This window comes from Aliiroseovarius pelagivivens (assembly GCF_900302485.1).
GTDB lineage: Bacteria > Pseudomonadota > Alphaproteobacteria > Rhodobacterales > Rhodobacteraceae > Aliiroseovarius > Aliiroseovarius pelagivivens.
On the sequence record NZ_OMOI01000001.1, the window covers coordinates 2,080,145 to 2,101,440 of the forward strand.

Consider the following 21,296-nt stretch of genomic DNA (forward strand, 5'->3'; position numbering starts at 1 on the left):
ATGATTTGGCTTGCTGCGACGCGGCGCATTCCAACGGCTTTGGTTGTGCTGTCGTGGAGCTGGCTAACAGGACTGCAGACCGTCAATCATCAAGCGCGAAGCTCTAGTTAAAATACACCCGGCGTCTCAGCCTGAACCGATGTTATAGAACAATCTAAGCCATCGCTCGGTTGACTAGGCTTGCCAACCTAACACTATTCAGAATCTAGTCAGGCAACAGTCTCCGCGTTTCGCCCTGCGGCGGCTCACAGCATCCGGGTCTTTATATGAAACGCTCTCGAATTAACCAAATCATGGCAGAAGCGGACGAGATGATCCGCCAGTATGGCTTCGTTTTACCGCCATTTGCCTATTGGACGCCCGATGAATTCAAGGCCAAGCGCGAGGTCGCCAGAAACGTGATCAACGCGCGGTGCGGCTGGGACATCACCGATTACGGGGATGGAAGGTTTGACGAGATGGGACTGTTCCTGTTCACCCTGCGCAATGGACGGCTTACCGATCTGCAGCGCGGCGGAGGCATGTGCTATGCCGAGAAACTGCTGATCTCGCGGCAGGACCAGCTTAGCCCGATGCACACCCATGTCATCAAGGCCGAGGACATCATCAACCGGGGCGGTGCGACGCTGGTGATCGAGCTTTACGGCTCGGACGATGCAGGCAATTTCGCCGAGGATCGTGGCGGCACGGTCTATTGCGACGGACTCCAGCGCGAATTCGCACCAGGAGAGAAGCTGAAGCTCGCCCCCGGTGAAAGCGTGACCCTGATGCCCGGTGATTGGCATGCCTTCTGGGGCGAAGGTGGCGACGTTCTGATCGGCGAGGTTTCGACCGTCAACGACGACGAGACCGACAATATCTTCCGCGCGCCCATTGGCCGGTTTGCCGAGGTCGAAGAAGATGAGGTGCCCACGCATCTATTGGTCAGCGACTACAGCAAGTGGTTGGGCTGACGGTTTGATAGGCTAATTGTTGAAACGAATCTTTGGTTTCAACAATTGGACCGTCAAAACTAGTCAGTAAATGGGATGTCATGCCGATGACGGCCGAACAACCATAGGAAACCCGCGTTCCTTTGTTGCGGTGAAGTTTTGATCGACAGGATCCCACCCTCTACAACGGCCTTCTGAACGGCACGCAACTTAATGCTTCTTTGACGAATACTCTGTGGGCAGCATGCTGGAAGCTGCCGCCGAGGCCTATACCGCGTTGTTGGAACGAGGCCCTTCTGTCCTGATCCTGACGCGCGGCGGAGAAAGGGCAACCGGTTTCCTTGCGGACAGGTCTGTGGTTCAGGTCAATGCCGGGGACACATTCAACACAGGCTTTCTGGCCAAGCTGTACGAGTTGCAATGCCTCGCTGGACCGCAGTTGGAAACCATGTCGGCTGACACCTTGCAGCAGGCAATGAAATGCGGCGCCAAAGTAGCCGCCGTCACCGTTTCGCGCGCGGGTGCAAACCCGCCCTGAGCATGGGAGCTTTGACACGCCGCTCAATTGTCGCTAAAGACACACCAACATGTTAGCGCTATCACTTGCTGATCCACACCGTGAAGAGGATAAGACCATGACACTCAGGATTGCCATCAACGGTTTCGGACGTATCGGCCGCGGCGTCTTGCGCGCCCTGATCGAACAGGAATCTCAAGATATCGAGGTCGTTGCCATCAACGATCTGGCCCCGCCCGAGAACATCGCCCATCTGCTCAAGTATGACAGTATTCATGGGCGCCTGCGCGAGTCAGTTGCTGTCGACGGCGAAACGCTTGTCGTTGGGCAGCGCCGTATCCGGCTAACCGCACTTCGCAATCCCGAAGAGCTTCCGTGGGGCGATGTCGACATTGCCTACGAATGCACCGGGTTGTTCACGGCCCGCGATCAGGCTGCTCGCCTGCTACAGAACGGCTCGAAGCGGGTGTTGATCTCGGCACCTGGCAAGGATGCTGACCGGACAGTGGTCTATGGTGTGAACCACAACGACCTTACTGCCGACGACCAGATCGTATCGAACGCGTCCTGCACCACCAACTGCCTTGCCCCTGTGGCGATGGTGCTGCACCGCGCCTTCGGCATCAAGACCGGGTACATGACCACCATCCACGCCTTTACAGGCGACCAGCCCAGCCATGATACGAACCACAAAGACCTCTACCGGGGCCGCGCGGCGTCGATGTCGATGGTACCGACCTCGACCGGGGCCGCGCGGGCGATCTCTCTGGTGCTGCCTGATCTCGAAGGCAAGCTGGAAGGCTCGGCGGTACGTGTGCCGACCCCAAATGTATCGCTGGTCGATCTGTGCTTCATGCCCGAAACTCCGGTTACCCGTGACGAGATTAACGCCGCCATTGCCGAGGCTGCCCAAGGTCAACTGAAGGGCGTTCTGTCCTATGAGGAAGATCCGCTTGTGTCGATCGACTTCAACCACGACCCACATTCGTCCTGTTTTGCCGCGGCCCAAACCACTGTGACCGAAGACGGCATGGTGCGTGTGGCCAGCTGGTATGACAACGAATGGGGTTTTTCCAACCGGATGATCGACACTGGCCGACGGATCGGTGAACTGCTTCGCGCCTCAGGCTCCCTGAAGCTGGCGAGCTGAAGCGATGGTCTCTCGTGTCATACCAGTTGATCCGTTCGATCTTGTTCTATTCGGGGGCACAGGTGATCTTGCGCGTCGTAAGATCCTGCCTGGGCTCTTCCACCGATTTGCGGTGGGGCAGATGCCACAAGATGCCCGGATCATTTGCACGGCGCGAAGCGCTATGGACAGGGCTGCATTCATTGAACTGACGCGGTCTAGCCTTCTCAAATTCGCCTCTGCGGCAAAAGAGAACAGCAGCGCGCTGGAAAGCTTCCTGCAAACCATCGACTACGTCCAGGTCGATGCGGCTGGGCAAGACGGCTGGGACGCGCTTTCCAAAGCTTTACGCCCGGACATGGTGCGCGCGTTCTATCTGTCTGTCTCGCCTTCCCTGTTTGGACCGATTGCACACAAACTGAACAACCACGGGATCGCCACCCCTCAAAGCCGCATCGTTGTGGAGAAGCCTTTTGGGCATGATTTGGAATCGGCCAAAGCTTTGAATGCTGATCTGCGCGGGAACTTCGAAGAGCATCAGATCTATCGGATTGACCACTATCTTGGGAAGGAAACCGTGCAGAACCTGATGGCGCTGCGCTTTGCCAATTCCTTGTGGGAACCGCTGTGGAATTCCACCCACGTTGACCACGTCCAGATCACTGTGGCCGAGAGCCTTGGGGTTGAAGGCCGTGGGGAATACTATGATCGGTCCGGCGCCATGCGGGACATGGTGCAGAACCACTTGATGCAACTTCTCTGCCTGACCGCAATGGAGCCTCCGTCGAGGTTTACGCCCGACGCAGTGCGCGACGAGAAGGTCAAAGTGATCGAGGCGCTTGAGCCCGTAGACCAATCCGACATTGTGCGCGGCCAGTACAGGGCGCAGGGCGAAGAGGGCAGCTATCACGACCACTCGGGAAACCCCCAAAGCCGCACCGAAAGCTTTGTCGCAATCAAAGTAAACATCGGGAACTGGCGTTGGGCTGGAACACCGTTCTATCTGCGTACAGGAAAAAAGCTTCGGGCGCGCAGTTCCGAGATCGCCATCGTGTTCCGTGACCCTCCGCACATGATCTTCCCAAAGATGGAGGGACGGCGCGGCAATGCCATGATTATCCGTCTGCAACCGGACGAAGGGATCACGCTGCGCAACACCATCAAAGAGCCTGGCCCCGGTGGCTTCCGGCTTACCGAAGTATCGATGGACATGACATTCGCCGATGCTTTGGACCAGCACGCCGAACCTCAGGACGCGTATGAGCGGCTTATCATGGATGTGATACGCGGAGACCAAACCCTGTTCATGCGCGGTGACGAGGTCGAGGCTGCTTGGGCTTGGGCCGATCCCCTTATTGAAGGTTGGCAAGATGCGGGTCGCACACCTGCGCCTTATGACCCCGGTGGCTCGGGCCCCGAGGACGCCCTGATGCTGCTACACCGCGAAGGGCGGCGCTGGCGCGAGATCATGGCCTGACCATGATCAAGCCGCACGAAACGGTCCTGCGGGTAACAGACCCCATCATTGCCCGCAGCCGGAAGCTCCGCTCGACTGGTCTGCACCGTGTTTGGCCCGCCACATCCAAAGGTCCAACGCGCGCGTATCTGAACTGCATGGGTCAAACTCATACCAAAGCTGCCGATGGCAGCATTCGGAGCATGAAATTGGAGAGTACTTCATGACGCTCCGCCCACAGGATGCACTCAAACAAACCCACGGCATCTGTTCACTTGCCAAACGGGCCTCACAGCTGAGGAAAAGCAAATGACCGATATCTGGAACAAGCTGCAAGACAACCACGACACGGCAAGAGAGCGGCCTATCCTCTCGCTGTTTGAAGATCCTGATCGTTTTGATGATTTCTCTGCCGGGGCAGACGGGGTGTTTCTGGACTTCTCGAAAACAAATATCGATCGCGAAGCGCTGAGCCTGCTGATCGATCTGGCCTCCGAACAAGGTGTCTTTACGTATCGGGACGCCATGTTCCGCGGAGACCGTATCAACGCCACAGAAAACCGGGCTGTTTTACACACCGCTCTGCGGGACGGGGGCAGCAATCCGCTGTCTGTTGATGGAGAGGATGTCCGACCAGCAGTTGCAGAAACCCTGCAGGCGATGGAACAGTTCGCACGTGACATCCGTTCGGGCCATATCAAAACCGCACAAGGCGGGGCATTTACTGATGTGATCAATATCGGCATTGGCGGCTCGGACTTGGGACCGGCCATGGCGGTGCAGGCACTGGCCCCCTATCACAATGGGCCCCGCTGTCACTTCGTGTCCAATGTTGATGGCGCCCAGATTTCAGACACGTTGCGAATGCTCGATCCCCGGTCAACATTGGTCATCATTGCCTCGAAGACCTTTACCACGATCGAAACCATGACCAACGCAGATACAGCTATCACATGGCTGCATGCTGCATTGGGAGATCGCGCAAGTGATCATCTCGCAGCCGTCTCAACTGCACGCGACAAGACGGCCGATATGGGAATCGCACCGGATCGGGTGTTTGGTTTTTCGGATTGGGTCGGTGGACGATATTCACTTTGGGGGCCCGTCGGCCTTGCGATCATGCTGGCAATTGGCCCGGAAGGATTCCACGACTTCCTATCCGGCGCACATGCCATGGATGAGCATTTCCAAACCGCCCCTGCCCCAGAGAATGTGCCACTTCTGATGGGACTGGTCGGGATATGGCATCGCAATATCTGTGACTATCCCACCCGTGCGATCTTGCCGTACGATCAGCGTCTAGCCCGTCTGCCCGCGTATCTTCAGCAGCTTGATATGGAGAGCAACGGGAAACGGGTTGCCATCAATGGCGACACCTTGGCGCGTGCATCGGGGCCGGTCGTCTGGGGAGAGCCCGGCACCAACGGACAACATGCGTTTTACCAGCTTTTGCATCAGGGCACCGACATCGTGCCCTCGGAATTTCTGATTGCATCGACAAGTCACGAGCCAGAGCTGCGCGCGCATCACGATCTGCTCAAGGCCAATTGCCTAGCGCAATCCGAAGCCCTGATGATCGGCCGCACCTTCGAACAGGCGCAAAAGATTGCCACAACTCTCGGGTTTGAAGGTGACGCGCAACGCATCCAGGCCCAGCACCGAACCTTTCCGGGCAACCGCCCGTCAATGACTTTGGTCTATCCACAGCTGACACCATTCACACTTGGGCAGATCATTGCACTGTACGAGCACCGCGTATTCGTGGAAGGCGCTATCTGGGGGATCAACTCGTTCGATCAATGGGGCGTAGAGCTGGGTAAGGAACTGGCCAATGCTCTTGTGCCAATGATCAAAGGCGCATCTGCGAACAGCAAAGACCCGTCAACACAAGGGCTTCTAAGGTTGCTGTCCAAGCCCTGACCTTCAAAAGGGCCGTCCCCACATTGCCGGTTGATAAGCATATCAACCACACTGTCCACCTTGACCGGGATCAACGCGTATTTATGCCAGAAGGCTTACAAATAGGCGATGAACTCAGGGAGGGTTGCATGACAGATGCTTTGAAGACGACGTCGCCGACGCTGATTTGGCTGGACGATCTTTCGCGTACGGACATCGCCAAAGTTGGGGGGAAGAACGCCTCTTTGGGTGAGATGCTTCAGTCACTTTCCGAAAGCGGGATCCGTGTACCCCCCGGATTTGCCACCACGTCTGACGCCTATCGCAGCTTCATCTCGGACAATGGTCTGGACCGTGTGCTTCGGGATGTTCTGCCCAAACTTGACGCCAAACGGATCACGCTGGCCACGGCAGGCAAGACGATCCGAGCCGCCATCACCGAAGGGGTTTGGCCCGACGATGCCGAACGGGACATCCGCGCGGCCTATCGCGAGCTGAGCGCACGCGTCGGAAAGCCTGATCCCGCTGTCGCCGTGCGGTCGTCGGCCACCGCCGAAGACCTGCCTGACGCAAGTTTTGCCGGGCAGCAGGAAACCTTTCTGAACATACGTGGTGAAGACGCCCTTCTTGACGCCTGTAAGGCTTGTCTGGCCTCGCTGTTTACCGACCGGGCCATCACCTATCGCCAGATCAAGGGCTTTGATCATCTCGAGGTCGCCCTGTCCGTCGGTGTGCAGCACATGATCCGCTCGGACCTTTCCGGCTCGGGCGTCATGTTCTCGATCGACACGGAAAGCGGGTTTGACAAGATCGTCCTGATCAACGCGGCCTGGGGACTTGGTGAAAACGTGGTTCAGGGTCACGTCGACCCGGACGAATACCAAGTCTACAAGCCGTTTCTTGACCAAGACGCGCTGACCCCGATCGTTCACAAAGCGCTTGGTGCCAAAGAAATCAAAATGATTTATGGCCGCGAACAAGGCGCGCCTACGCGGAATGTCCCGACCTCGAAGGTCGAGCGTGCAGGCTTCGTGCTGTCTGATGCCGAAATTCTTGAACTGGCCCGTGCCGCGGTCAAGATCGAGGCGCACTACGGCACCGCGATGGACATCGAATGGGCCAAGGATGGGGAAACCGGATTGCTCTATGTGGTGCAGGCCCGCCCCGAAACCGTGCAGTCCAATCTAGCTGCTGGCGCTTTCCAAACCTATACGCTGCACGATACGGGCGAGGCGTTGCTAACCGGCCTTAGCGTCGGAAGCTCGGTCGCCACGGGCGAAGTCTGCATGATCCATGACGTGACGGATCTGGACCAGTTTGTGGACGGGTCAATCCTTGTCACGTCGAACACCGACCCGGACTGGGTGCCGATCATGAAACGCGCCGCCGCCATCGTGACCGACCACGGGGGCCGCACATCCCACGCTGCCATCGTCAGTCGCGAACTGGGCGTGCCGGCGATTGTCGGGACGTCGAATGCCACCGAGATCTTGCATAGCGGACAGCACATCACCGTGTCCTGCGCTGAAGGTGAGACGGGGGTGATCTATGCCGGAGAAGCCAAGGTGACGGTCGAGGAACAGCAGCTGGATCAAATCCCGTCTACGCAGACCAAAGTCATGCTAAACCTCGCCAACCCAGCCGCCGCTTTGCGCTGGTGGCGTCTGCCCGTGGATGGTGTCGGGCTTGCTCGTATGGAGTTCGTGATCAACAACGAGGTTCGGGTGCATCCCTTGGCGCTTACACGCTATGACACGCTGACCGACGCGGATGTGCGGGCCGAGATCGACCGCCTGACACGGGGCTATGACAACAGGGCCGACTATTTCGTCGAGAAACTGGCGATGGGCCTCTCGCGGATCGCTGCGACGTGGTATCCCAACCCCACCATCATCCGCATGAGCGACTTCAAAACCAACGAATATGCCGACCTGCTTGGCGGGCGTCAGTTCGAGCCCAACGAGGAAAACCCGATGATCGGGTTCCGGGGGGCGTCGCGGTACTATGATGATGCGTATCAGGACGGGTTCGCGTTGGAGTGCAAAGCAATCCGGCATCTGCGCGAGGTAATGGGCTTTGACAATGTCATCGTCATGATCCCCTTCTGCCGCACAGTCGAAGAAGCCGACCGCGTGCTGGCGACCATGGCGGATCACGGCCTTGAGCGTGGAAAGAACGGGCTTCAGGTCTATGTCATGTGCGAGGTCCCGTCGAACGTGATCGAGGCCGAAGCTTTTGCCGAACGGTTTGACGGGTTCTCGATCGGGTCGAACGACCTGACCCAGCTGACCCTTGGGGTGGACCGCGATTCCGAGGCCTTGGCGCATCTGTTTAACGAACGCGATCCGGCTGTTTTGTGGATGATCAATACGGTCATTTCCAAGGCGCACGATGCGGGTCGTAAGGTCGGGCTGTGCGGGCAGGCCCCCAGCAACGACCCCGAGTTCGCGAAACTACTTGTGCAAGCCGGGATCGATACGATCTCGGTCACGCCGGACAGCTTCTTCGCCGTGAAAAGCAACGTCGCAAGCGCCGAGGGTGAAAGATCGGACTAGCCGCCGCTAGTCCTTCTTCATCCGCAGGGATTTGATCAGCTCAGGCACCACAATCAAGGGCAGCGCGAACAGAATGATCGCCTGCCAATGTGCCCAGTCCAATGGGGCAACCCGCAGCAATTGCTGAAGCGGATACCAGTAAATCGCGACCACTTGCAGGGACACCATTGCAACCAGCGCAATGATCAGTTTGGGGTTCGAGAACCACCCCAACCGCCAGCAAGGTTGCGAGAAGGACCGGAAGGCAAAGACGCTCATCTTCTCGAAGATCACCATCCCGCTGAAGGCTGCCGTCCGCGCCACGACGACGCCGTCGGGCATGAAGGTATAGAAAAGATACAGGCTGGCCGCGCCCGTATAGGTGCCAAACGCCAAGATCATGCCCAGCGCTTTGCGGTCCAGAATGCCGGCCTCGGGGCGGCGCGGCGGGTCGCTCATCTGATCCGAGGTGCCCGGTTCCAGCCCCAGCGCCAAGGCGGTCACCCCGTCGGTCACAAGGTTCATCCACAAGATTTGCGTGGGCAGATAGATCAATGGCCCGCCCAGCGCCAAGTTTGTCAGGATTGCCACGACCTCGCCCGCGTTCGAGGCCAGCAGGTAGCGCACGAACCGTTGGATATTCGCAAACTGTCGCCGCCCTTCGCTGACCGCGCCTTTCAGCGTGGCGAAATTGTCGTCCAGCAATACAAGATCTGCAGCGCTTTTGGCGACATCCGTGCCCCGGATCCCCATCGCGACACCGATATCTGCCTGCTTCAGCGCCGGAGCATCGTTCACCCCATCACCTGTCATCGCAACGATATGGCCCTGCGCCTGCAAAACCTTCACCAGCCGCATCTTGTGTTCAGGAGAGGTGCGCGCAAACAGCGTAGGTTCGCTGAGGATGTCGCTCAGCGCCGCGTCGTCAACGCCCTCCAGCTCGCTTCCGGTCATCACTTTGCTAACCGGCAGGCCAAGGGCGTCTGCAATCGCACGCGCCGTCAGAGGGCCGTCGCCGGTGATCATGATGATCCGCATACCGGCGCGTAGACAGGTTTGAATGGCGTCCCGAACTTCGGGGCGCGGCGGGTCGATCATGCCGACGAGCCCGATGAACTCTAAATCGGAATCCCCGACCCGCTGATCGGCCACCTGACGACGCGCCAAAGCAATGACCCGAAGCCCCTTGGCCGCCATATCCGCGTATTTCTGTTCAATCTGGTCGCGGGCTACCTGATCCAGCGGCACACTGCCGTCCGGTCCGAGCCATGTCACGCAGACTTCCAACATCTGCTCGGGCGCGCCCTTCGCCAACAGCATCAACCCGCCTTCGCTTTCGCGCACCATGCTCATGCGTTTGCGTTCCGAGGAAAACGGGATTTCCGCCAACGCGGCTGCCGATGGCATGGGGGTCCAAGCTTTGTAAGCAAAGGTCACCAATGCCCCTTCGGTTGGATCCCCCACCATGCGCCAACTGTCCCCTTCGCGGTGCAGGCTGGCATGGCTGCATCCGATCATGACGTCTAACGCCGCATCAAGGTCGGCGCTTTCGCCGTACCGGATCGGAGTGTCGCCGTGCAGGATCCGGCCTGCGGGATCGTATCCGGTGCCGACAGCGGTATAGTCCTGCCCAGCGACCCACAGCAGCTCGCTTGTCATCATGTTTTCCGTCAAGGTACCGGTCTTGTCCGTACAGATGACCGAGGCTGCCCCAACGCTTTCAATGGCTTGTAGGCGGCGCACCAAGGCGTTGCGCCGCGCCATCGCGCCTGCCCCCAAGGCCAGACTAATGGTCACCACTGCGGGCAGGCCTTCGGGAATAATGGCAACGGCCATGGACATACCCGTCATGACCATCTCTAGCGCATCGCGCCCCACCATTATTCCTAATATCGCGATGGCAGCGCCAAGTCCTAATGCAGCAATGCCCAACTGGCGTCCCAATCGCCCAAGCTGCCGCGAGAGGTTGGTACCCTTGTCTTCAACAGAAACGGTCAAGGTGGCAATTTTTCCAAACGCCGTCGACGCCCCGGTAGCACTGACAATCCCCTCGGCGCGACCAGCAACGACATAGGTTCCCATCATCACCTTGTTACGGTCACCTTCTTCCTTTGTAGATTTAGCGACGGAAACGGACTCGCCTGTCAGCACGCTCTCATCAATGCGCAATGCAACAGCCGAGACCACTTGCGCATCAGCAGGGACTTGGTCACCGGCCTCGAGCAAAAGAAGATCGCCCGGTACAAGATCGCGGCTGGGAATTTCGATCGGAATGCCGTCGCGAACCACCCGGGCTTTCGGCGACAACATCTCGCGCAATGCTGCAAGCGAGGTTTCAGCGCGCCATTCCTGAACAAAACCCAATGCGCCGTTCAGAACAACAACCAGACCGATGGCAATGCTGTCGACCCGTTCGCCAAGGGCCAATGCCACCAGTCCTGCAATGATCAGAAGTACCACCAATATCCCGGTAAATTGGCGCACGAGGATGGTCCAGGCAGGTGTGGCGTTCGCTTCTCCGACAACATTCGGACCATGGATGCGCAAGCGATCTTGCGCCTCGACGTCCGTTAGGCCGGTCACTTGGTTCACTGCCCGATCAGGTTCCATTCATCTTCCTGTGCCGATATCATTCACCCTCTAGATTTGACGCACGATGCGGTTTGATACAATGCGTCAGATCAGTGCAGTGTTTCTGTTTCCTGCCACTGATGAGCAGATGAGCCAGCCTAGGACGATTTGACTGGCGACCGGTTTTTCATTGGCCGTCAAAAAAAAGGGCGACCGTTTGGCCGCCCATTTCTTCGTTCAGTCGGATCAGATCAGTCCATCCATTCGAAGGGGCGTGTGAACTCGCCCAGACATTGCTTGACCGCGTTATGATCGACTTCGCCCGTCGCTTGGAGACGCGCCACCAGACCGCGCTTCTTGTCGTCGAGAACCTCGGCCACATACGCCGCATGACCTGCTTCAGTAAGCGCTTTGTCATAGATGCGCGCGATTGCGGATTTGCGCAGATCGGGTTTGAACACCTTGCCGACGGCCGTCTTCGGCAGCTCGTCCAGGATCTCGATATGCTTGGGCAGAGCAGCCTTTTCGTGAATATTCTCTTTGGCAAAGGCCATCAGTTCTTCCGATGTCACCTGAGCCCCGCCAACAAGTTCGACATAGGCACAGGGCAGTTCGCCCGCATAGCTGTCGGGCTGACCGATTGCGCCAACCATGGCGACAGCCTCGTGCCCGGCTAGAACTTCTTCGATCTCGGCTGGGTCGATGTTGTGGCCACCACGGATAATCAGATCCTTGGCGCGGCCGGTGATCCACAGATAGCCGTCTTCATCGAGACGCCCCAGATCGCCCGTGCGCAAATGCGTGCCTTGCGCGAAAAGCCCATTGTTTTTGGCCTCTTCGGTATAGGTCGCGCCTGTGACAACACCGGGGTTGGTCAGGCAAATCTCGCCCACCTCATCGACACCGTGCTCTTTCAGAACAGTTCCCGCGTCGTCACAGGTCAGGATTTTAACATCGGTATAGGGGAACGGAACACCAACCGACCCGACCTTTTTCGCGCCGGTGGGCGGGTTGCAGGACACCAGACAGGTGGCCTCGGTCAGGCCATAGCCTTCGACAATGTTCACGCCGGTCGCTTCGACAAAGCGGTTGTATAGCTCGATCGGCAACGGGGCCGAGCCCGAGAACGCCGTTTTCAACGATGAAACATCCGCATCTACAGGGCGTTGCATCAAAGCGGCAAAGGCCGTCGGAACCGAAATCATAAAGCTGACCTTGTAGCGTTCGATCAGCTTCCAGAAATTGTCGAAGACGCCGTCGCCGCGATAGCCCGCCGGGGTGGGATGCACGAAATGCGCGCCTGACATCAGGCAGGCCATCCAGATCACGTGGACCGCAAAGACGTGGAACAGCGGCAGAGGGCAGATAATCACATCTTCTTCGTCAAATAGAAGGTTCGCGCCCAACCAGCCATTATAGACCAAGCCAGAATACTTGTGCTGTGCAACCTTGGGCGTGCCAGTGGTGCCACCTGTGTGGAAATACGCCGCCACGCGGTCGTCGGTTTTGTCCTCGAAGTCCAGCGTGGTGTTCTGGCGCTTCATCTCGGCCACGAAATCCAGAACTTTGGCATTGTGCTTCACCGGGTTCTTCGGACGTACCAGAGGCACAATCCAGCTTTTGGGCGGCTTCAGATATTTGTTCAGGTCGATCTCAAGCACGGTCTTGACGTTCGGGGCCATGGCGACGGCCTCGTTCGCCAGCTGGGCGACCTCGGATTTGGGGAACGCCCTCAGGGTCACAAGAACCTTGGCCCCGGTTTCCTTCAGGATCCCTGCGACTTGTTCGGCATCCAACAGCGGATTGATCGGGTTTACGATCCCGGCGATGCCGCCGCCCATCAGGGTATAGATCGTCTCGTTCGAGTTCGGCAGCAGAAATGCCACCACGTCGTTTTCCCCAATGCCCAACGACCGAAATAGGTTCGCCGCCTGACACGAGCGGTCAAGCATCTGCTGCCACGTCACGGTTTCCTTGGGATCCGTTGGGCCAGACGTGATCTGGAACGAGGCAGCAGGACGGTCGGGGAAGGCACGCGCAGTGCGCTCAAGCATCTGGTATAGGGTGCTGGGTTTATCCCGCGCCTCCCAGCTCATTTCTGCTTCGACAGCATCCCGATCTTGCATCGAGCCAAATTCAAACATCCTACATCCTCCCTACGCCCATTTTTCGGGCCTGTTTGGAAGCTGAGAATGGGCGTAAACGCCATTGCTCGCAAGTCTGACGTGACGTGGAATTGACGTTTACGGAAGGTAAGCGTCGCCAAGGATGGCCCCGTTTTCAGGCAGGGAAAGCTTAAATCTGGCCCTCGGTGAACTGAAGTCGTGCCAGACGGGCATAAAGACCGTCTTGTGCGACCAGTTCGTCATGTGTGCCTTGGGCCACGATCCGACCTTCGTCAAAGACCACGATCCGGTCGGCTTTCTTCACAGTCGCCAGACGGTGCGCCACGATCAAGGTGGTGCGGCCTTGCGCCAGTTCATCCACAGCGCCCTGAACCAGACGTTCGCTTTCCGCATCAAGGGCCGAGGTGGCTTCGTCTAGCAGCAGGATCGGCGCGTCGCGCAGGATGGCACGGGCAATAGCAATACGTTGTTTCTGACCACCCGACAGCATCACACCGCGTTCACCAACATAGGTGTCATAGCCTTCCGGCAGGCGCGACAGGAAGTCGTGGGCGGCGGCGGCCTTGGCGGCGGCCTCGACCTCGGCATCACTGGCATCGGGGCGACCAAAGCGGATGTTGTCGCGCGCGGATGCCGCAAAGATCACCGCGTCTTGCGGGACAAGGGCGACATATTTACGGAACTCATCGCGGCGCATATCACGCAGATCGACACCATCCAGCTTCACCGCCCCGCTTTCCGGGTCATAGAACCGTTGGATCAGTTGAACGATGGTGGTCTTACCCGCCCCCGAGGGGCCAACAAGCGCAACGGTTTCACCCGCCGCTACGTCTAGGCTAATCCCTTCCAGCGCCGCCTGATTGGGGCGCGCAGGATAGTGGAAGGTGACATCATCAAACGTCAGCGCCCCGGTCGGGCGTGTGGTGATCGCGACAGGCTGCGCGGGGTCTTTGACCTGATCTTCGGTGTTCAAAAGCTCGACCAGACGCTCAGTGGCACCTGCGGCACGCTGAAGTTCGCTCCAGATTTCGGACAGGGCACCAACGGCACCGGCGACCATGACCGAATAGATCACGAACTGGACCAGCGCCCCAATGGAAACCTCGCCCGCTGTTACATCACGCATACCGATCCACAGAACCCCGACTACACCCGAGAAGATCAGAGAGATCACAATCACGGTCATGATCGCACGAGTAGAGATCCTGCGCTTCGCTGACAGGAAGCTTTCTTCGGTCAGGCGGGAAAACTCACTGCGGCTACGGTCTTCATGCGTGAAGGCCTGCACGGTTTGCACTGACAGCAAAGCCTCAGAGGCATTGCCCGAGCTTTTTGCGATCCATTCCTGATTTTCACGCCCCAGCACGCGCAAACGGCGGCCCAGCACGATGATCGGCACAATGACGACCGGCACGATCAACAGCACTAACCCGGTCAGTTTCGCCGAGGTGAACAGCATCAGGATCATCCCGCCGATGAAGATGAACACATTGCGCAGCGCCACCGAAACAGACGACCCGATCACCGACAGGATCAGTGTGGTGTCGGTGGTGATGCGCGACAGCACCTCGCCAGTCATGACTCTTTCATAGAAGGCCGGGCTCATCCCGACGACGCGATCAAAGACCGCTTTACGAATGTCCGACACGATCCGCTCGCCCAGCCGGGTGACCAGATAATACCGAAGCCCCGTGCCCAGCGCGAGCAGCGACGCCACCGCAAGGGCCGCAAGAAAATACTTGTCCAGAAGCTCGGGCGTGGCTTCGCCAAACCCGTCGACCACGCGGCGCACTGCGATCGGCAAGACCAGAGAAATCCCGGCGGTGAACACCAGCGCAACAAAGGCCGCCAGCATCCACGCTTTGTGGGGCCGCATGAAAGGCCACAGACCCGACAGCGCACCAATACGTTTGGATTTCTCGCGTTCGTCCATCTCGACGCTGGACGCACCTGCCTGTCTTGCCATGTGATCTGCTCCTTTGGTGCACGGATACCGAAACCACCCAATACACACAAGCAACATTGAATATTTGCCGCAAACGCCGTCACGCAGACGTGCTTTTGTCCGGGACGTGTTCCCGCTATGCTGGACAGATACGAATATCGAGTATCGGAGCGCGTATCATGTTGAATGCATCCAAACTACGTCTGCCTGCTGTCGGGATTGCCCTGATATTGCTTGGGGCCTGCGCCACGCCGCAAAAACAGTGCATTGCGCGTGAAACGGCAGAATATCGGGCGATTTCAGCACAGATTGAAGAGCTGGAAGAAACGCTGGCCCGCGGATACGCGCTGCACCGACAGACGGTCCCCTATACCAAGACACGCATCTGTCACGTCAAGGGAAAGCGCTATGTCCCCTGCCCCACCACGCGGTTTCACACGATTGAAACGCCTGTGTCGGTGGACATAGACGACACGCGTGAGAAACTGGCGCGGTTAAAGGCGCAACGCACCAAGCTTGCTCCCGCCGCAGCGACCGCTCGTGCGGCGTGTATTCGTGCGTATCCAGAGTAAGCGCGACTTGTTTATCGAAAAGGTGTGTCCGTTGCCCTTAGTTGGGAACTGAAATCTTGATCGCAGTGGGTTTGCCACCCTGCCCAAAGACACGGATCAGGATTGTCCCACCATTTCTCAAACGTTTCGCCGCCTTGGGTCCGACGTTCCCACGTGCGACCAGCGCCTGAATACCCTTCCGGCTTTTGTTGGTGCCAAAAAACGGATCCCATTCATCGCCGGGCTGACTTACTCCAAAGCGGTGGTAATTCGCCCGATCCCTGCTCAGGACTTTCCACGGCTCGACCAACGCTTTCCCATTGGCATTTGTCAGATCAGATTTGCCAACGAAGACTGTAAAGGACCCAACTTGTTCTTGCGCCACGGCTGACTGCGACGCGAAGGCCACGCCCAGCGCCAAAGCGGCAGTTTTCAGCAGTTGAATGCGATGACGCATGGCCCATCCCTTAAACACAAGCCGACAAGCGGCGTGCCTAAAGAATGGGGATGGCGCTTCCCAAGGTCAATGGTGGCTGACCTGACCGTTGCTTAACTGTCACCCGTCACCGTCAGACCCAGCATCCGCCATGCGTGCATACCGCCGCGATAGTAGTGGATCTTGTCGGCGGGATAGCCTGCTTCAATCATGCGGCGGGCGGCGGTCGGGGACTGACCACACCAGTTGCCGTTGCAAAACAGCGCGACCGGCTTGGCCGCTTCGCAGTCAAACCCATCGAAATCAAGCTCGCAGCCCAGTTCGTCCAAACGGTCCGTAGCTTCGTTGTAGGGAATCGAGATTGCGCCCGGAATGGTTCCGGTTTCGTGATCCGCCGCGACACGGCTGTCGACCACGATCGCGTCGGGATCTTGCAGCATGTTCAGAAGCTCTAGCTCGCCAATGGGGGTGACACCGGGTGCCGGCACCATCGGCTGCACACAGAAATTCGGGCAATCGCGCGAGGTCCGTGCCCATTCTCCCGACAGCTCGTGCGCAGGATCATCAATGCGCGAGATTTCGACCTCGCCATTCTCAGTTGGGACGGTCACCCACGGCATATCCCGAGTGATGTTCACGTCGGCGAATATAGGGGTAGTAATCAGGGCAATAGCCGCTGCGGTCAGGAAGGGTTTCATGTCAGCTCCTGCTGTCGGATCAATTGAAGGTTTCGAACACGTCATACATGACGGGCTCAAAGCTTTTGCAGAGGGTAGCGATCTTCCGGTTACGCTCGCGCATTTCTTCGGTGCGCAGCATGGCCTGGAAATCCTCGCGCCGGGTCCATTGGCTGTAATTGGCAATCCGCGTCTGGGCATCATTCACATGAAGCCCAGCGCCGACGAAACCCGGCTGCTTCGAGATGAAGCTCTCGTAGGCATCCGACAGCGCGTCCAGAAGATCCTGACAGGTGCCGGGTGTCATCTCGAACGTGGTGATAACGGTTTGATAGTCGGGGGCTTTGCTGATTTTGGGCATGGCTTCCTCCTTGATAGAAGAAGCCTAGCCGCATTTGGATCACATATGAATATGTGATCTTGCCACAGGGTCAGTCAAAAATGTCAAAAAGCTCGGACAGGACCGATTTGCGGCGCTTTTTCTTATAGCGTTTGGCACGGCGATATTCGTCATCGTCATCATCATCGTCGTACGGTCGCTTGCGCGACGATCCGGGCTTCATCCCGGCCCCACGCTCCATCTCTTCTCGGGGGCGCATGTGGCGGGGTTCACCTTGATATACGGGCTCGGAGGGGGGCGGAGGGGGCGCGACATACGGATCCGGGTCGTCCAGTTCCACCGCAGGAGTCGTTTTCTCGATGATCTTGTCCAACTCACCGCGATCCAGCCAGACACCACGGCATTTGGGGCAATAATCGATCTCGACCCCTTGGCGTTCGGTCATCAAAAGCTCGGTTCCGTCTACCGGACATTTCATCATGGATCCTCCTGTATTGAGGATCATGTAGGCACGAAAAAGCGGGCCACAAGGGGCCCGCCATTCAGTCACGCAAGAAGGGAGAGAGGTCAGCGCGACACGTGAACCGCACAGGGCGCATGGCGTACAACACGCGCGGCTGTCGATCCCAGGAAAAAGTCTGTCAGGCCCGGACGGTGCGAGGCGACAACGATGCAATCGACCTTGTTGTCCTTGGCATAATCCACAATGGCATGGCCCGCATGACCCGAGATCACGGCAATCGAGACATTCGAAGCGTCCTTCAGCTCGTCCTGCAGGCGGCGCTCCAGCTCGTTCACATTGTCTTCCAACTGCCCTTCCGGCAAATACTGGGCGACATAGGCAGGCACTTCCTCCATCACGTGGAGTGCAGTGATTTTCGCGCCATCTTCGGAAATGGCGTTGGCGATAGCAAGCGCTTCGGAGGTGTTACGGTCGTGGTCAAGCGCGATCGGCACAAGAATGTTTTTATACATGAGTCAGCTCCTTCATGGGCTTCAATTCGTCTTGATCAATACGTAACGCGCGAACGATCCGGGGAATATGACTCAGGTCAAATACCCCTCTTTTCTTGTCGGGCTTTCCTTTCTACGCTGTTGCCATGAAACCGCTGACAAACACGCCCGATTTACTGGTTCTGGACCACAAGCCATGGATCTTGTCGCTCAGCATGCTTGCGGGTCTTCTGATTTTTCTGGGGATCGGGACAAATGCCCTGATGCAGGGTGAAATACTGTTCGGCGTCATGTTTTCGGGCATTGGCACCCTAGCGTGGGGGGGCTGCTTTCTGGCCTTTTCCAAGCGGGTCCAATTGATCTTTGACGCACGCGCCGGGCAGATCGTGAAACGCAAACGGTCCTTTTTCGGATACGCACAGGATGTCTATCCGCTGGACGCGCTCTGCGGGGCCGAGCTTGAGGAAACCCGCCGGGATGGATCCAGCATGTATCGCCCGGTTTTGGTGATGACCGGGCAGCCGAATCTGCCTGTGGTGTCTTATTACACCAACGGGTCCGGCCCACGCCGCACGACCGAGGCCGTCAATCGGTGGCTGGAAACGCGATCTACCCCAATGCAGCTTGACTCTGACCCGTCAAAGCCGTAATCCCACCCCAAATCTCGGAAGTGCGAAACTTCCGGTCCCATGGCCCAATGCCGGGATCGCCCCCTGTCAGCGTGTTACGCCCACAGGGGCCATCATGGTTTGGGCGTTTGGAAAAGCGCAAACCCGCCCCTATCTAGGGGGAAACGAAACGGCAAAGGAGCCGAGATATGTTCGAGAGCCTCTCAGATCGCCTGTCTGGCGTCTTTGACCGTCTGACGAAACAGGGTGCGCTGTCCGAAGATGATGTAAAAACCGCCCTGCGCGAGGTGCGCGTGGCGCTGCTTGAGGCTGATGTCTCGCTGCCCGTCGCCCGCGACTTTGTGAAAAAGGTGCAGGAACAGGCGACCGGTCAGTCGGTTACGAAATCCGTGACCCCCGGCCAGCAGGTCGTGAAGATCGTTCATGACGCACTGGTCGATGTTTTGACTGGCGAAGGCGAACCCGGCGCGCTGAAGGTCGACAGCCCCCCTGCCCCGATCCTGATGGTCGGTCTGCAAGGTGGTGGTAAGACCACGACCACCGCGAAGCTGGCCAAGCGACTGACGGAAAAAGAAGGCAAGCGGGTTCTGATGGCCTCGCTCGACATCTATCGCCCGGCCGCGATGGATCAGTTGGCGGTTCTGGGCACGCAGATCGGTGTGGACACCCTGCCGATCGTTCCCGGCCAGAAACCCGTCGACATCGCCAAGCGTGCCAAGCAACAGGCAACGATGGGCGGCTATGACGTCTATATGCTCGACACTGCCGGTCGTTTGCACATCGACGAAGTCCTGATGGGCGAGGTCGAGGAAGTCTCGGCCGTTGTAAACCCGCGCGAAACCTTGCTGGTGGTTGACGGCCTGACCGGTCAGGTCGCCGTCGAAGTCGCACAGGAATTTGACGACAAGGTCGGCATCTCGGGCGTGGTCCTGACCCGTATGGACGGCGACGGACGCGGTGGTGCGGCGTTGTCGATGCGCGCCGTGACCGGCAAGCCGATCAAATTCGTCGGCCTTGGCGAGAAGATGGACGCGCTGGAAACCTTCGAGCCCGACCGGATCGCTGGCCGTATCCTGGGTATGGGCGACATCGTTGCTCTGGTCGAGAAAGCCCAAGAGACCATCGAGGCCCAGCAAGCCGAGCGCATGATGAAGCGCTTCCAGAAGGGTCAGTTCAACATGAACGACCTGAAGATGCAGCTGGAACAGATGATCAAGATGGGCGGTATGCAGGGGATCATGGGAATGATGCCGGGCATGAAGAAAATGGCCAAACAGGCCGAAGACGCCGGCATGGACGATAAGGTCCTGAAACAGCAGATCGCGCTGATCCAGTCGATGACCAAACGCGAACGCGCCAACCCGCAGATCCTGCAAGCCAGCCGTAAAAAGCGTATCGCTGCCGGTGCGGGCATGGAAGTGTCCGACCTGAACAAGCTTCTCAAAATGCAGCGCCAGATGGGCGACATGATGAAGAAGATGGGCAAGATGGGCAAAGGCAAGATGCTGAAACAAGCCATGGGTGGCATGTTCGGCAAAGGCGGTGGCATGCCCGATATGGGCGGCATGGATCCGTCGCAGATGGACCCGAAAGCGCTGGAACAAGCGGCAAAGGCAATGGGCGGCAAGCTGCCCGGTGGTCTGCCCGGTTTGGGCGGCGGTGGCCTGCCCCCCGGCCTGTCCGGTTTCGGGAAGAAAAAGTAAGCGTCCCGTGAAACTGCCCTTCGATCATATCACCACACCGCGCCTTGTGCTGCGCCCGCCAGAAGCTGGCGATTGGGACGCGTTTCGCGATTTCCTGATGGACAGCCCGCGCGCGGAGTTCGTTGGTGGCGGACCGGGCAGCGACAACACACGGCGCACCGTCTGGCGCGCTTTCGGACATGCCGTAGGCCACTGGGTCTTGAAGGACTACGGCCCCTTCATTTTGGTGGATAAATCCAACAGCCAGCCCATCGGCTGGGTCGGCCCGTGGTGCCCCGAAGGCTGGCCGGAACCCGAGATCGCTTGGTCGATCTGGTCCGACGCCCATGAAGGCAAAGGCTTCGCGCACGAGGCCGCCGTGGCCGCCCTCGACTGGGCCTATACCAACACCGACATCCAAAGCTTCGTCAGCTACGTGGATCGCGACAACGCCCCCTCGGCCGCCTTGGCCAAACGGTTGGGCTGCGTGATCGACGCCGACGCTCCGCGTTTTGAAGACGAAGACGACAGCTATGACGTCTGGCGCCACCCGGCCCCTGACACAGACGGCAACCCGGAGGCTTACGCATGACCGACGCATCCACCCGCGCTGCGGATCTTCTGAAAGAACACCGCGAGTCGATCGACCGACTGGACGCGATCCTTGTTTATACGCTGGGCGAGCGCTTCAAGCACACGCAGGCCGTGGGCAAGCTGAAAGCAGAACACGCCCTGCCGCCGTCCGATCCGAACCGGGAAGCCCGCCAGATCGAACGTCTGGAAGATCTGGCCACCCGCGCCAATCTGGATCCGGAATTCGCCAAGAAATTCCTGAACTTCATCATTGATGAGGTCATCAGGCATCACAAACAACATCAGGAATGACGGGGCCAAAGCCCCTCAAATAGCTAGAAAAAA

At 58.4% G+C, this 21,296-nt stretch carries 19 protein-coding genes; 11 read left to right on the forward strand and 8 right to left on the reverse strand.

The window, feature by feature from the left end; translation table 11 throughout:
- The first annotated feature begins 266 nt into the window (after positions 1-266).
- From ALP8811_RS10170 to ppsA, 6 genes are all read left to right on the forward strand, one after another.
- Entirely contained in the window at positions 267-953 is a 687-nt protein-coding gene (locus ALP8811_RS10170) for a D-lyxose/D-mannose family sugar isomerase (protein WP_108856995.1), read from the forward strand.
- Positions 954-1,176: 223 nt separating this feature from the next.
- Complete coding sequence (locus tag ALP8811_RS10175; protein WP_108856996.1) at positions 1,177-1,470, forward strand: hypothetical protein; 294 nt, start codon at positions 1,177-1,179, stop codon at positions 1,468-1,470.
- A gap of 97 nt (positions 1,471-1,567) precedes the next feature.
- Positions 1,568-2,599 carry a type I glyceraldehyde-3-phosphate dehydrogenase gene (gap, locus tag ALP8811_RS10180; protein WP_108856997.1) on the forward strand — a complete coding sequence of 344 codons (1,032 nt, stop codon included), beginning with the start codon at positions 1,568-1,570 and terminating at the stop codon, positions 2,597-2,599.
- 4 nt (positions 2,600-2,603) lie between these two features.
- Complete coding sequence (zwf, locus tag ALP8811_RS10185; protein WP_108856998.1) at positions 2,604-4,055, forward strand: glucose-6-phosphate dehydrogenase; 1,452 nt, start codon at positions 2,604-2,606, stop codon at positions 4,053-4,055.
- A gap of 288 nt (positions 4,056-4,343) precedes the next feature.
- Entirely contained in the window at positions 4,344-5,954 is a 1,611-nt protein-coding gene (pgi, locus tag ALP8811_RS10190; protein WP_108856999.1) for a glucose-6-phosphate isomerase, read from the forward strand.
- A gap of 128 nt (positions 5,955-6,082) precedes the next feature.
- Entirely contained in the window at positions 6,083-8,488 is a 2,406-nt protein-coding gene (ppsA, locus tag ALP8811_RS10195; RefSeq protein WP_108857000.1) for a phosphoenolpyruvate synthase, read from the forward strand.
- A 6-nt stretch (positions 8,489-8,494) separates the two neighbouring features.
- Here the strand turns inward: ppsA and ALP8811_RS10200 are convergent, their stop codons facing one another.
- From ALP8811_RS10200 to ALP8811_RS10210, 3 genes are all read right to left on the reverse strand, one after another.
- Positions 8,495-11,077 (reverse strand): cation-translocating P-type ATPase, encoded by a 2,583-nt coding sequence (locus tag ALP8811_RS10200; RefSeq protein WP_108857001.1) that lies wholly within the window; start codon positions 11,075-11,077, stop codon positions 8,495-8,497.
- Between the two features lie 212 nt (positions 11,078-11,289).
- Positions 11,290-13,182: an acyl-CoA synthetase gene (locus tag ALP8811_RS10205; RefSeq protein ID WP_245924614.1), complete on the reverse strand. Its 1,893-nt coding sequence runs from the start codon at positions 13,180-13,182 to the stop codon at positions 11,290-11,292.
- A 151-nt stretch (positions 13,183-13,333) separates the two neighbouring features.
- Positions 13,334-15,130 carry an ABC transporter transmembrane domain-containing protein gene (locus ALP8811_RS10210; protein ID WP_108857002.1) on the reverse strand — a complete coding sequence of 599 codons (1,797 nt, stop codon included), beginning with the start codon at positions 15,128-15,130 and terminating at the stop codon, positions 13,334-13,336.
- Positions 15,131-15,288: 158 nt separating this feature from the next.
- Here ALP8811_RS10210 and ALP8811_RS10215 point away from each other — a divergent pair, with 158 nt between their 5' ends.
- Positions 15,289-15,681: a hypothetical protein gene (locus ALP8811_RS10215; RefSeq protein WP_108857003.1), complete on the forward strand. Its 393-nt coding sequence runs from the start codon at positions 15,289-15,291 to the stop codon at positions 15,679-15,681.
- Positions 15,682-15,718: 37 nt separating this feature from the next.
- Here ALP8811_RS10215 and ALP8811_RS10220 read toward each other — a convergent pair whose 3' ends face one another.
- The 5 genes from ALP8811_RS10220 to ALP8811_RS10240 form a co-directional block, all read right to left on the reverse strand.
- A complete protein-coding gene (locus ALP8811_RS10220; RefSeq protein WP_245924615.1) occupies positions 15,719-16,117 on the reverse strand; it encodes a hypothetical protein in 399 nt (132 codons plus the stop codon).
- 92 nt (positions 16,118-16,209) lie between these two features.
- On the reverse strand, positions 16,210-16,794 hold the full coding sequence (locus tag ALP8811_RS10225; RefSeq protein ID WP_108857004.1) for a rhodanese-like domain-containing protein: 585 nt from the start codon (positions 16,792-16,794) through the stop codon (positions 16,210-16,212).
- A 19-nt stretch (positions 16,795-16,813) separates the two neighbouring features.
- A complete protein-coding gene (locus ALP8811_RS10230; protein ID WP_108857005.1) occupies positions 16,814-17,134 on the reverse strand; it encodes an antibiotic biosynthesis monooxygenase family protein in 321 nt (106 codons plus the stop codon).
- 70 nt (positions 17,135-17,204) lie between these two features.
- Complete coding sequence (locus ALP8811_RS10235) at positions 17,205-17,591, reverse strand: TFIIB-type zinc ribbon-containing protein (protein WP_108857506.1); 387 nt, start codon at positions 17,589-17,591, stop codon at positions 17,205-17,207.
- 89 nt (positions 17,592-17,680) lie between these two features.
- Positions 17,681-18,088: a universal stress protein gene (locus ALP8811_RS10240; RefSeq protein WP_108857006.1), complete on the reverse strand. Its 408-nt coding sequence runs from the start codon at positions 18,086-18,088 to the stop codon at positions 17,681-17,683.
- Positions 18,089-18,213: 125 nt separating this feature from the next.
- Between ALP8811_RS10240 and ALP8811_RS10245 the strand changes: the two genes are divergently transcribed.
- The 4 genes from ALP8811_RS10245 (at position 18,214) to ALP8811_RS10260 (ending at position 21,263) form a co-directional block, all read left to right on the forward strand.
- Positions 18,214-18,717, forward strand: coding sequence for a hypothetical protein (locus ALP8811_RS10245; protein ID WP_146184011.1), 504 nt, complete (start codon positions 18,214-18,216; stop codon positions 18,715-18,717).
- Positions 18,718-18,884: 167 nt separating this feature from the next.
- Entirely contained in the window at positions 18,885-20,399 is a 1,515-nt protein-coding gene (gene ffh, locus ALP8811_RS10250; RefSeq protein ID WP_108857008.1) for a signal recognition particle protein, read from the forward strand.
- Between the two features lie 7 nt (positions 20,400-20,406).
- Positions 20,407-20,970 carry a GNAT family N-acetyltransferase gene (locus tag ALP8811_RS10255; RefSeq protein WP_108857009.1) on the forward strand — a complete coding sequence of 188 codons (564 nt, stop codon included), beginning with the start codon at positions 20,407-20,409 and terminating at the stop codon, positions 20,968-20,970.
- On the forward strand, positions 20,967-21,263 hold the full coding sequence (locus tag ALP8811_RS10260) for a chorismate mutase (RefSeq protein WP_108857010.1): 297 nt from the start codon (positions 20,967-20,969) through the stop codon (positions 21,261-21,263). The genes ALP8811_RS10255 and ALP8811_RS10260 overlap by 4 nt, the downstream gene beginning before the upstream one ends.
- Positions 21,264-21,296 lie beyond the last annotated feature (33 nt).